6 protein-coding genes and 1 pseudogene are annotated in these 12978 nt (G+C 66.9%); 2 read left to right on the top strand and 5 right to left on the bottom strand.

Features of this window, described 5'->3' with window-relative positions; all coding sequences use genetic code 11:
• Window positions 1–64 precede the first annotated feature (64 nt).
• The 5 genes from ACFDSW_RS02370 to ACFDSW_RS02350 all read right to left on the bottom strand — a co-directional run bounded on the left by ACFDSW_RS02370 (window position 65) and on the right by ACFDSW_RS02350 (window position 8207).
• On the bottom strand, window positions 65–1612 hold the full coding sequence (locus ACFDSW_RS02370; protein ID WP_375248671.1) for an efflux transporter outer membrane subunit: 1548 nt from the start codon (window positions 1610–1612) through the stop codon (window positions 65–67).
• Window positions 1609–4929 carry a multidrug efflux RND transporter permease subunit gene (locus tag ACFDSW_RS02365; protein ID WP_375248670.1) on the bottom strand — a complete coding sequence of 1107 codons (3321 nt, stop codon included), beginning with the start codon at window positions 4927–4929 and terminating at the stop codon, window positions 1609–1611. The genes ACFDSW_RS02370 and ACFDSW_RS02365 overlap by 4 nt, the downstream gene beginning before the upstream one ends.
• Window positions 4930–4936: 7 nt before the next feature.
• Window positions 4937–6166 carry an efflux RND transporter periplasmic adaptor subunit gene (locus ACFDSW_RS02360; protein WP_375248669.1) on the bottom strand — a complete coding sequence of 410 codons (1230 nt, stop codon included), beginning with the start codon at window positions 6164–6166 and terminating at the stop codon, window positions 4937–4939.
• Between the two features lie 104 nt (window positions 6167–6270).
• On the bottom strand, window positions 6271–7044 hold the full coding sequence (locus tag ACFDSW_RS02355; protein ID WP_375248668.1) for an enoyl-CoA hydratase/isomerase family protein: 774 nt from the start codon (window positions 7042–7044) through the stop codon (window positions 6271–6273).
• The gene (locus ACFDSW_RS02350) at window positions 7041–8207 is read right to left on the bottom strand and encodes an acyl-CoA dehydrogenase family protein (RefSeq protein WP_375248667.1); all 1167 of its coding nucleotides are present in this window, start codon (window positions 8205–8207) and stop codon (window positions 7041–7043) included. The genes ACFDSW_RS02355 and ACFDSW_RS02350 overlap by 4 nt, the downstream gene beginning before the upstream one ends.
• Window positions 8208–8433: 226 nt before the next feature.
• On the opposite strand from ACFDSW_RS02350, the gene ACFDSW_RS02345 reads away from it, so the two are divergent.
• Both ACFDSW_RS02345 and ACFDSW_RS02340 read left to right on the top strand, forming a co-directional pair.
• Window positions 8434–10596: a BamA/TamA family outer membrane protein gene (locus ACFDSW_RS02345; protein WP_375248694.1), complete on the top strand. Its 2163-nt coding sequence runs from the start codon at window positions 8434–8436 to the stop codon at window positions 10594–10596.
• Window positions 10596–12978, top strand: a pseudogene (locus ACFDSW_RS02340) (hypothetical protein); the annotation flags it as partial. The gene ACFDSW_RS02345 and the pseudogene ACFDSW_RS02340, both read left to right, overlap by 1 nt.

The following is a 12978-nucleotide window of genomic DNA, read 5'->3' as shown; positions in this document are numbered from 1 at the left end:
ATCGGCGGCTCTCTCCCGGTCAGTCGCCCAGCCTCCGGTCTGCGAAGCGAGGCGTCAAGCCGCTTTACCTTTGCGGCTGTGCCGGCGGCGGCGGGGGAGAGCCGTTCTGTCCGATCAGCACCGGGCCTTGCGGGGTGACGTCAAGCAGCGAGTCCCCGCCCAGCGTACGATACAGGGTCACGAGATTGGTCGCTTGCGTCAGCTGCGTCGATACCAGCGTCTGCTGTGCCGAATAAAGCTGCCGCTGCGCATCCAGCGAAGACAGATAGGTATCGATCCCGCCCCGGTAACGCGCCTGAGTCAACTGGTAGGTATCGAGCGCCGCGACGTAGAAGCGGCGGTTCGCGGCGAGCTGGTCGCCGATCGTTCCGCGCCGCGCGAGAGCGTCCGACACTTCGGAAAAGGCGGTCTGGATCGTACGTTCGTAGCTGGCGAGCGCGGCGTCGCGTTGCGCACGGCTATATTCCACCTGTGCCCGGCCGGCCCCCGCCTGGAAGATCGGATAGGAGGCGTTCGGGCTGACCGAATAGTTGAACGCGCCGCTGGAGAACAAGGTGCGCAGCGCCCCGCTGGCGAAGCCGACCAGCCCGGTGAGCGAGATACGCGGGAACAGCGCCGCGCGCGCAGCGCCGATCTCCGCATTGGCGGCCCGCAGCGTATATTCGGCCTGCACCACGTCCGGCCGGCGCAGCAGCACGCCGGAGTCGATCCCCGCGGGTACCTCGCCGATCTGCTTCGACGCTTCCTCGATCGAGGCGGGCAGCAGCGCCGGATCAACAGGCGCGCCGACCAGCAATTGCAGCGCGTTGACGTCTTGCGCCAGCGCGTTGCGCTGCTGCGCGAGATCCGCCTCGGCAGTGGCGAGGATCTGTTCGGCCTGGCGCAGATCGGTGCGCGGGGCGACCCCGCCGCGGCGCCGTGCGTCGGTGAGTTGCACGCTCTGCCGCGCGATCGCCGCTGTCTGTTCGGCGATCGTCATCAGGCTCTTGTCAGCGGCATAGGCCAGCCATGCGGTCGCGACATCCCCTACCAGCGTCAGCCGGGTCGCGCGTGCGGCCGCTTCCTGCGCGAAATAGCGCGACAGCGCGGCGTTGGTCAGCGCGCGCACTCGCCCGAACAGATCGATTTCGAACGAGGTCACCCCGATCTGCGCCTGGAAGGTGCTGCGCCCGCCGGATGTGTTGACCACCGAGGTCCCGGTCCCGGTGCCGGTGCCGGTGCCAGTCCCGGTGCCCGCTCCCGTGCCCGTATTGGTCAAGGTGGTCGTGCCGTTGCCGGTTTCGCGGTAGCTGTAGGCGCCGGTGGCGGCGACGGTCGGAAACAGGCTGCCGCGCTGGATGCGATATTGCGCGCGCGTGCTTTCGATGTTCGCCACGGCGATGCGCAGGTCGCGGTTGTTGGCAAGCGACTGGTCGATCAGTGTTTGCAGGCGCTGGTCGCGAAAGATGTCGCGATAGGTGATCGCCGGCAGCGACGCCTCGCTGCTGCGCAGATAGGCGTCGCCCACCGGCCACGACGGCGGCACCGGCGCCAGGGGGCGTATATAAGCGGGTGTCAGCGAGCAGCCGGCCAGCGCGGTCGCTGCGGCCAGGGCGGCGAGGCGGCGGATCATCGTGAAGGCTCCGGCGCGGAAGGGGCAACGGGGGCGGGCAGGGCCGGCTTTTCCAGGGGGGCGGGCAGCCGGGGTGGTGCGCTTCCGCCGCCGGGGCCGTGATCGGGATCGTGTCCGCCCCCCTGCGGGCCATTATCGCTGGGATCGGCACCGCGCCCCAGGCCCTTCAGCCCATCGCGGAACCCGCGCCGCACCATCACGAAGAACAGCGGGATATAGAAGATCGCCAGCACCGTCGCGGTCAGCATCCCGCCGATCACCGCGGTGCCGATCGCGATGCGGCTGTTGGCGCCCGCGCCGGTGGAGATCGCCAGCGGCAATACGCCGAAGATGAACGCCAGGCTGGTCATCAGGATCGGACGCAGACGGATTCGTGCGGCGGCCAGCGCGGCGTCGATGACGCGCTTGCCCTTCTTCTCCTCCTGCTCGGCGAATTCAATCATCAGGATTGCGTTCTTCGCCGCGAGGCCCATCGTCGTCAGCAGCCCGATCTGGAGATAGACGTCGTTGACCAGCCCACGCAGCGTGGTGAACAGGATCGCGCCGATCAGGCCCAGCGGGATGACAAGCAGCACTGCCAGCGGGATCGACCAGCTTTCGTACAGCGCCGCCAGGCACAGGAACACGACGAGGATCGACAGGCCGTACAGCAACGGCGCCTGCCCCGAGGATAGACGTTCCTGATAGGACAGCCCCGCCCAGGAGATGCTGGTGCCCGGGATCTGCGACGCGAGTTCCTCGATCCGCTGCATCGCATCGCCCGAGCTGCTGCCGGGCGCCGCCTGGCCCTGGAATTCGAAGGACGAGATGCCGTTGAAGCGTGACAGCGTCACCGGCGCCTGCGTCCAGCCGATCCGCGCGAAGGCGGAGAAGGGCACCATCTGCCCGTCCGAACCGCGCACGAACCACTGGTTGAGGTCCTCCGGTTCGGCACGATACGGGGCATCCCCCTGAACGAACACGCGCTTCACACGGCCGCGGTCGATGAAGTCGTTCACGTAACGGCCGCCCCAGGCGGTCGACAATGTCGTATTGACGTCAGACTGCGTCAGCCCGAGCGCCGCCAGCTTCTGTTGATCGATATCGATCTTCAGGGTGCCCACGTCCGGCAGCTCGGAAAGGCGCACCGATGCGAGCCGCGGGTCCTCCTCCGCCAGTGCGAGCAAACGGTCGCGTGCGTCGTCGAATTGCTGGTCCGACAGGCCGCCGCTGTTCTGCAGCTCCATCGTGAAGCCGTTGGACTGGCCAAGCCCGCGCACCGCCGGCGGGATCAGCGCGAAGACGCGGGCGTCGCGGAACTCGCGAAACGCCGCCGAGGCGCGCGCCACGATCGCATCCGCGGTATTCTCCTTGCCGGAGCGATCCGCCCAGTCGACGAAGTTGAGGAAGCCCTGGCCGGTGTTCTGCCCGCTCGCCCCGCCGCCGGCGCCGGACACGGTGAAGATCGTCTTCGCGTTCTTCGGTTCGTGCTGCGCGAAGTAATTCTCCACCTGCCGCTGCACGTCATAGGTGCGGCCCTGCGTCGCGCCGGCGGGCAATTGGAACTGGATGCTGGCGCTGCCCTGATCCTCGGTCGGCAGGAAGCCGGTCGGCATGCGCAGGAACAATACCGCCAGCAGGGCCACCACCGCCGCATAGACGATCAGCCACAGCACCTTGCGATCGATGACGTGGCGCACCCCGGCCTCGTAGCGCGCGACGCCACGATCGAAACTGTCGTTGAACCAGTCGCGCGCGCGCTCCATCCCGTGCGCGACGCGCGGCAGGCGCCGGCCGATCCAGCCCTGTTCGAGCGGGTCGCCATTCTCGTCGTGCTTCTGCTTCAGGACGGTCGCCGTCAGCGCGGGCGACAGGATCAGCGCGACGAGCACCGACAGCACCATCGCCGAGACGATCGTGAGCGAGAACTGGCGATAGATGACGCCTGTCGACCCGCCGAAGAACGCCATCGGCAGGAACACCGCCGACAGCACCAGCGCGATCGCCACCAGCGCGACGGTGATCTCGTTCATCGACAGGATCGTCGCCTCACGCGGGGTCATGCCTGGATTTTCCTCCAGCAGACGTTCCACGTTCTCGACCACGACGATCGCATCGTCGACCAGCAATCCGATCGCCAGCACCAACCCGAACAACGTCAACGTGTTGATCGAGAAGCCCGCGAGATAGAAGATTGCGAACGTGCCCAGCAGCACGACCGGCACCGCGATCGCGGGCACCAGGGTGGCGCGCCAGCTTTGCAGGAACACGAACATCACGATGACGACCAGGATGATCGCCTCGATCAGTGTCTTGACCACTTCCTCGATCGACAGCTTGATGAAGTCGGTGGTGTCGTTGGCGAAGGCATATTCCAGCCCGGCGGGGAAACTTTTCGATGCCTGTTCGACATGCGCCTTCACCAGTTCGGCGGTCTTCAGCGCGTCCGCGCCCGGCGCGAGCAGGATCGCGATGCCCGCGCCCGGATGGCGGTTGACACGACTGCGCGCGCTGTAATTTTCGGAGCCCAGCTCGATCCGGGCGACGTCGCGCAGCCGCACGGTGGCGCCGCTGTTCTGCGTCTTCAGGATGATATTGGCAAATTCGGCCGGCGTCGTCAGGCGCGATTGCGCGGTGACGACCGCGTTCAGCATCTGCGTATCGGGCATCGGTTGCCCGCCGACTTCACCTGCGGCGACCTCCGCATTCTGGTTGGTAATGGCGGTAACGACATCGCCTGGCATCAGCTGATAGGCATTCAGCCGCGCCGGATCGAGCCAGATGCGCATCGCATATTGCGACCCGAAGACGTTGGTATCGCCGACGCCCGGGATACGACTGAGCGGGTCCTGCAGGTTCGACGTGAGATAGTCCGAGACGTCGCGATTGGTCAGCTTGTCGGTCGCGTCATACACGCCGACGATCAACAGGAAATCCGGGTTGGACTTGCGGACGACCAGGCCCTGCTGCTGCACCTGTTGCGGCAGGCGCGCGACGGCCTGCTGCACCTGGTTCTGCACCTGCACCTGCGCGATATCGGGATCGGTGCCCTTGTCGAAGGTGACGGTGATCGTCACCGACCCGCGGCTCGACGAGGACGACTGGAAGTACAGCAATCCGTCAAGCCCGGTCAGCTGCTGCTCGATCACCTGGGTCACGCTGTTTTGCAGCGTCTGGGCGTTCGCGCCGGGGAAGGTGGCGCGGATCGAGACCTGCGGCGGCGCGACGTCGGGATATTGTGCGATCGGCAGCGACAGGATCGCGCCCACGCCCGCCAGCATGACGATGATGGCAAGCACCCATGCGAAGATGGGGCGGTCGATGAAGATGCGCGACATGAAAGCCTTAGCCTGCCTTGCCCGCGCCCTTCTCGGCCTGCATCTTCTTCATCTGCTCGGGCGAGGGGGGGACGATACGTTGCGGCGTGTTGGCCGGCACGGCAGTGATCGCGGCATCGGGTTTCAGATCGCGCAGCCCCTGCGTGATGACCTTGTCGCCATCGTTCAGGCCCTTGGTCACCACCCAATAAGCGCCCTGCGTCCGCTCCGCGGTGATCGAGCGTTGCACCGCCTTGTTGTTCGGCCCGACCAGGAACAACGTCGCATTGCCCTGCGGGTCGCGCGTCACGGCCTGTTGCGGGACGAGGAAGGCGTTGCGCTGGATCGACTGCGCGAACAGCGCGCGGACGAACATGCCCGGCAGCAACAACCCCTGGGGATTGGGGAAGCGCGCGCGCAGCGTCACCGCGCCCGTCGTGGGATCGACCACCACCTCGGCGAATTCCACCGTGCCCGTCTGGCCATAGTCGCTGCCATCCTCCAGCTTCAGCTTTACGGATGCGCGCGCCGGTGCCGATCCGCCCGAGGCGAGCGCGCGGCGCAACGCCAGCAGATCGGCGCTGGATTGCTGGATGTCGACGAACATCGGATCGAGCTGCTGGATCGTCGCCAGCGGATTGGTCTGCGTCGCGCTCACCAGCGCACCGACCGTATAGAGCGACCGCCCGATCCGCCCGGTGATCGGCGCGGGTACGGTGGTGAAGCGCAGGTTGACGCGTGCGGTATCGAGTTGCGCCTGGTTGAGGCGGATGGTCGCCTGCGCCTGTTTCTGCGTCGCGAGCGCGTCGGTATAGTCCTGTTTGCTGATCGCTTCGATTTCCGCCAGCGGGCGATAACGATCGGCGCGGACGCGCGCGGCCTCGAAGTTCGCCTGTGCGTTGGCGACGCCCGCGCTGGCCTGATTGGCGGCGGCGCGGTACAGTGACGGATCGATCTGATAGAGCGCTTGCCCCCGCCGGACGATTGACCCTTCGGTGAAGAACCGCCGCTGGATCACGCCCGACACCTGCGGGCGGACCTCCGAGCTTTGGAAGGCGACGGTACGACCGGGAAGCTCGGCGGTTTCGGGCACCGACGTTGATTGGACGATCACATAACCGACCTTGGTCGGGCCGTGGTGACCTTGGCCGCCCTTTTGCTGCGCGCCCGTGCCGCCGCCGGAGCCGCAACCGGCCAGAAGGAGCAGCCCCGCGCCCAATGCGATACCCACGCCCGTCGAGACTGGTCGCACACCCATTCGCTTCGACACCTTATTCTGACCGTCGTCCCACCAGGGGCGCGCCTAACGGCTATTTGTCGCAAATGTGTCGCAGCGGATAACAAAATCTGCGCGCGGCGCGATTATCCCCGCACGAACCGGCCGGCGCGCCGCTCCCCGACCGCGCGGATTCCTTCGCGGAAATCCTGGGTTTTCATCAATCGGTCCTGTTCGGCGCGCTCATGATCGGTGCGCCGCCGGATCGCCTCCGCCAGATCGGCGCGCAGCGTGGCGCGGGTGGCCTCCACCGCGAGCGGCGCATTGGCCGCGATCTCGGCCGCGAGCCGCTGCGCGGTCGCGCGCAGGTCGGCTAATGGCGCGATTTCGTCGACGAGCCCATAACGCAGCGCATCCTCCGCCTTCACGCGCCGGCCGGTCAGCAGCATCAGCGAGGCGTGCTGCTGACCCACGACACGCGGCAGGCTGTGCGTGATGCCGAAGCCGGCGTGAAAGCCGAGCGTGACGAAATTCGCCGCGAAGCGCGCTTCCGGCGCGGCGACGCGGAAATCGCCGACCAGCGCCAGGCCCAGCCCCGCGCCGACCGCCGCGCCCTGGACTGCCACGATCACCGGCTTCTTCGCCGCGAACAGGCGCACCGCATGGCGATAGAGCGCCGGCGTTTCGCTTTCGCCGCTCTCGTCCGCCAATGGCCGGTCCCCGGTCAGATCGGCGCCGCCGCAGAATACCTTACCCTCGGTCGCCAGTACGATCGCGCGGATGTCATCATCGCGGTCGCATTCCTCGAAGATGTCCGCGAGCGCGCCGATCAGCGCCGCATTGACGTGATTGTGCGGTGGCCGGTCGATCACGACAGTCGCCACGTGATCGTGGCGGGTGACGGCGATATGCTCTTTCATGCGCGTGTTCCCAGAAGGTTGCGGGCGACGACCCATTGGTGGATTTCGGTCGGCCCGTCGTAGATCCGCATCAGCCGGATGCGCGCGGCCATCTGCGCCAGCGGCAGCTCGCGCGTCATGCCCATCGCCCCGAAACATTGCATCGCGTGATCCAGCACTCGCCACGCCATTTCCAGCGCGAACCCCTTGATCATCGAGATTTCAGCGCGCACGTCGCGGCCCTGATCGAGTTTCCAGGCGCAATCATAGGTCATCAGCCGGGCGGCGTGGAGATGGGTGGCGGCATTCGCGATCCAGTTCTGGATCGTCTGCCGCTCGCTCAGCGGCTTGCCGAAGGTCGTGCGCTGCGGGGCATAGTCGATCATCATTTCCATCGCGCGCTGCGCCATGCCAATCGCGTTGGCGGCCATTTCGGCGCGCCGCGTGCCCAGCCGCAACTGCATCGGCGCAAAGCCCTGGCCCTCGCTGCCCAGCAGTTTCCAGCCCGGCACACGGCAATCGTCGAGCGCCACTTCATAGGTGGTCTCGCCGCCGATCATCGGAATCGGACGGACGACATGGAAGCCCGGCGTATCGCGATCGACCAGAAACGCCGACATCCCGCCGCGAGCGCCTTTCTCGCGATCGGTGACCGCCATGACGATCGTGAAATCGGCCCGCGCCGCCCTGGTGATCCAGATCTTGCGGCCGTTGAGGACCCAATCGTCGCCATCGCGCCGCGCGACGGTCTTCATGCCCGCCGGATCGGAACCCGCGCCGGGCTCGGAGATGCCGATCGCGGAGATCGTCTCGCCGCGCACATAAGGCGCCAGATAGGCCTCGCGCTGACGATCGGTGACGGTGGCGGCCAGCATCCGCAGATTGGGCGAATCCGGCGGCAGCGTGAAAGGCACGATCGTGCGGCCCAGTGCTTCGTTGACCGCGACCATCGCCACCGCGGGCAGATCGTGGCCGCCGACATCCGCCGGCGCGTCAAGGCCCCATAGCCCCAGGTCGCGCGACACCCGCCCGACCCGTTCGCGCTGGGCGGCCGTCATCGTCACGCCCTCGCCGGCGACGTCGCGCGCCAGCACATCGCCTTCCAGCGGGATCAGCTCGTCATCGACGAACCGCCGCACCAGCTCGGCAATCATGCGATGATCGTCGTCGAGCTCGAAATTCATACCCTCTCCATAACGTACTTTATAGAAGGTTTACGCTGTTCCGGCCGATCAGGCCAACCAGGAAACCGAAAGCCGACTGGGGCGTTGGCCATAAGGTGCGGGGGTGTAACGGAATACCGGACCCCATCGTAAAGGGGCGTTGTTCTTGACTTTTCCTGATCGTCGGACGCGATTTTTGCTGGCCAGCGCGGCGTTGGCGCTGGGCGGTCAGGTGGTGAGTGCGCAGATGCAGAAGCCGGGCACAGCGCCCGCGCGCGGCCCCGACGCACCCGACAGTGCCGTCGCATCACCGACGCCATCCGAGACCCCTCCCGCCACACCGATCGTGCCGGACGCGGAGTTCAACGCGGCGCTGCCACCGATCAGTGGCGACATCAACGCTCCGCTCGAACCAATGCCGCGCGACACGCCTGCGAATGCCCCCGCGACGGCCACGGAGGCGGCGCAGGCGCCAATCGCGCCGGGCACCCTGCCGCCGCCCACGGCAGCCGACCCGGTGCTGGCGCAGCCGCTGGAACCGCTCGGCAGCTTCAACACGGTGCCGCTGCAAAGTGTCGCCGATACGCAGCGCCGCGATACGCCCGAACTGGCCTATGTTACTGAGGTGCGCGGGCTGGATCCGCTGAACCTGACCGACGAATTCAACGCCTTGTCCGCGTTGAAAGAAGGCAAGGGCAAGGCCGACAACGCGACGCAGATCGCCGCACGTGCGCGCGAGGATGAAGCGCTGGCGGTGCGGCTGATGAAATCGCTCGGCTATTACGACGGCACCGCGGTATCGACGATCGAGACGGTGCCGGGCGCCGCGACGCCCGCCGACGGCGCGTCGCCCGCGCCTCCGGGCAAGGTACGGGCGATCGTCAGCGCCACTCCCGGCGATATCTACAAGCTGGGATCGATCGACGTGAAGGCGCAGCCGACCGTGCCGGCTGATCTGGTACGGCGCGAGCTGCCGTTGAAGGTGGGCGATCCGATCGAGGCGGCGCGGGTGCAGGGGGCGGAGGCGAACGTCGCGCTGAAGCTGCCGCAGCAGGGCTATCCCTTCGTCAAGGTCGGCGACCGCGACGTGCTGCTCGACGAAACGACGCATCGTGGCGACTATACCCTGCCGGTCGACACCGGGCCGCGTTCGACCTTTGGCGCGCTTCGGACCGAGGGCGATCAGGTATTCGACCTGAAGCATCTGAACGTCTTTCCACGCTTCCGGCAGGGCGAGCTGTACGACGCCCGCCGTACCGACGATCTGCGCGAGGCGCTGGTCGCGACCGGGCTGTTCAATTCCATCGGCGTGGAGCCGGTGCGCACCGGCGTGGCGGGGCCGGACGGCACCGAGCAGGTCGACCTGATGATCCGGCAGACCAAGGGGCCGTTCCGCAGCCTGTCGGGCTCGGTCGGCTACAATACCGGCGAGGGGATCAAGGCGGAGGCGAATTTCACCCATCGCAACAAATTCCCGCCGGAGGGCGCGCTGATCCTCGGCGCGATCGCTGGCACCCAGCAGCAGGGATTGAACGTCGGCTTCCGGCGGCAGAACGCCGGGCGGCGCGATCGTACCGTCAGCCTGACCGCCGCCGCCAATCATTCGACCTATGACGCATTCGAGGCGTTCACCGCGACGATCGCCGGGCGGATCAGCTATGATTCGACGCCGATCTGGCAGAAGCCGCTCACCTATGCCTATGGCTTCGAACTGGTCGGCACCAACGAAAGCGTCTTCGACTTCGATCTGAACCGCCGGGTGCGGCGCACCTATGGGGTGTTCGCGCTGCCGGGGCAGGTGCTGTTCGACCGTTCGAACGATCTGCTCAATCCGACCAGCGGCTATCGGCTGAAACTGAATCTCAGCCCGGAAACGTCGGTGCAGGGCGCGGTCAGGCCCTATGGGCGCGCTCTGGTGGAGGCGACCGGCTATTTTCCGGTCACCGACAGCCTCGTGCTGGCGGGACGCGCCCGCGCGGGCAGCATCTTCGGTGTGGCGCGCGATGATCTGGCGCCGTCGCGGCGCTATTATGGCGGCGGCGGCGGATCGGTGCGCGGCTATGGCTTCCAGCGCCTGGGGCCGCTTGAGCCGGTCAGCTCGCTCACTCCCGACGAGAAGGGCAACGTCAATCTGGCCGATCTCCGCCCGGTCGGCGGGCGCAGCCTCAACGAATTCTCGATCGAGGCGCGCTACCGTTTCGGCAATTTCGGGATCGTGCCGTTCATCGACGGCGGCAATGCTTATGAGAGCGTCCTGCCCAAGGGCAACGACCTGCGCTTCGGCGCGGGGATCGGTGGGCGTTTCTATACCAACTTCGGCCCGATGCGTGTCGACGTCGCGACACCCCTCAATCCCCGACCGGGAGATCCCAAGATCGCGCTCTACCTCTCGATCGGGCAGGCATTCTGATGGCCGATACGCATCCCGTCGACACGTCCGACGCGACACCCGAGATCGAGCGCCGCCCATTGTGGCAGCGGATCCTGAAGTGGATCGGCGTCGCGATCCTTGCGCTGGTGTTTCTGGTGGTGGCGATCGTCGTCGGTATCAATACCGATCCCGGACGGCGTTTCGTCGCGGATCAGATCGGCGGCTATACGACCGCATCGGGGCTCAACATCCGCGTGGGGCGGATCGATGGGTCGCTATACGGTCGTATGCGGCTGTCGAATGTGCGCGTCAGTGATCCCAGGGGCGTATTTCTGACCTCGCCGCGGCTCGACGTCGACTGGCGCCCGTTCAAGTTCGTCAACAATCATGTCGATGTGCGCAGTGCGTCGGCCCAATTGATCACGTTGCGGCGTAATCCCGAATTGAAGTCGTCGACCGAGCCGACCGATCCCAACGCGCCGATCCTGCCCGATCTCGACATCGATATCGGCAGCCTGCAGGTCGCGCGCTTCGTCATGGAGCCGCCGGTTTCGGGGGCGAGGCATATCGCGCGTCTCGCGGGTGAGGCGCATATTGCGGATCGCCGCGCGCAGCTTAACGTCGACGCGGTGGCGTTGCGCGCGCCCGGTGTCGCCGGTGGTGATCGCGCGCGGGTGCGGCTCGACGCCGTACCCGACGATAACAAGCTGGATCTCGACGTGCGGGTGCAGGCGCCCGCCAACGGCGTGGTCGCGCAACTCGCTGGCCTGAAGGCGCCGTTGACCGCGACGATCAGCGGGCAGGGCAGCTGGGCGAACTGGCAGGGGCGCGCGCTGGCGACACTGGGCGGCGGGCAGCTCGCGAACCTGTCGGTCGTGGCCCGCGACGGCCATATCGAGGTGCGCGGCCCGACGCGCCCCGGTCTGTATCTGGAAGGTCCCGTCGAGCGTCTGACCGCGCCGCAGATGCAGGTCGCGCTCGACGTGACGCTGGAAAAGCGCAGCGCCGATACGCGCCTGACGCTCAATTCGGATGCGTTGGCGGTCGACGCCGGCGGGATCATCGACCTCGCCAACAGCCGTTTCGGCAATTTCGCGGTCGACGCCATGTTGAAGACGCCGGGGGCGATCGCCCCCAATCTTCGCGGGCGCAATGTGCTGGCGCGGGTCGTGCTGAACGGCGCCTTCGCCACGCCGGTGGTGGACTACAAGATCCGCGCCGCGGCGCTTGGTTTCGCCGATACGAGTGTCGAGAACCTCTACGCCGAGGGCCAGGCGCGGGTAAACAGCGATCGTATCCTGGTGCCCGTGCATGCCCGCGCCAAACGCATCGCCGGGCTTAATCCCGCGCTGGGTGGGCTGACCACCAATGTACGCGTCGATGGCGATATCGCGATCACGATGCCCAACATCCTGTCGGACAATCTGCGCATCCGCTCGGACACGATCGACGCCACCGCGATCATTGCCGCCAACGTGCAGACGGGCCGCTACACAGGCGCGCTGCAAGGGCGCGTCAACAACTTCCGTGTCGACAGTGTCGGCATCCTCAACATTCAGACGAACGCCAATCTCGTGCCGGGGCCGCGCGGCGGCTTCGGAATCACCGGGCGGGTCGCGGTGCAGACGAAGCAGCTGTTCAACAGCGGTGTGCGCGATTTCCTGGGCGGCAATGCGGTACTCAGCACGCGCTTCGGCTATTCCCCCGAAGGAGTGGTGACGTTCCAGTCGCTGCGCATGAACGCGCCACAGTTCCGCATCACTCGCGGCGAGGGACGGTTCGATCCGGGGAGCGGCGGCCTGCTGGTGAATGCCGACGCCTATTCGACCCAATATGGCCCGCTGTTCGCGCGCGTCACTGGCAGCGCCACCGCGCCGGTGGTCCGGCTGCGCGCGCCGCGGCCCGGCGTCGGGGTCGGGCTGGCCGATGTCGACGCGCGTATCGTCGGGCGTGGCGGGGCGTATCAGGTCAATGCCACCGGCGGCACGACCTATGGGCCGTTTACCGCCGACGTACTGGTGCGTCCGGGCGCGCAACTGGCGATCGATATCCGCCGCGTGCTGTTCGCAGGCGTGCAGTTCGCGGGGCGTGTGGTGCAGACCGCTGCGGGCCCGTTCGCCGGACGGATCAACTTCAGCGGTTCGGGGCTGACGGGGGTTGCCGCGCTGGGGGCCGAGGGGCGCTACCAGCGGGCCAGTATCAATGCGCGCGCGAGTGCGGCAACGATCCCGGGCGCGGTCGACTTTACCATCGGGCGGGCGATCATCACCGCCGATGCGGTGCTGTACGATCAGCCGAAGATCGTCGCCGACGCGCAGGTGGCGGACATGCGGTACGGCGCGACCGTCATTCAGACGGGGCGGATAAAAGTGAATTACGCGGGTGGTTCCGGCACCGCGCAAGGCCTGTTCACTGGATCGA

Source organism: Sphingomonas sp. (assembly GCF_042091075.1).
Classification (GTDB): Bacteria; Pseudomonadota; Alphaproteobacteria; order Sphingomonadales; family Sphingomonadaceae; genus Sphingomonas.
The sequence above is the reverse complement of the archived record's forward strand: the minus strand, read 5'-3'. Positions and strand labels throughout refer to the sequence as shown.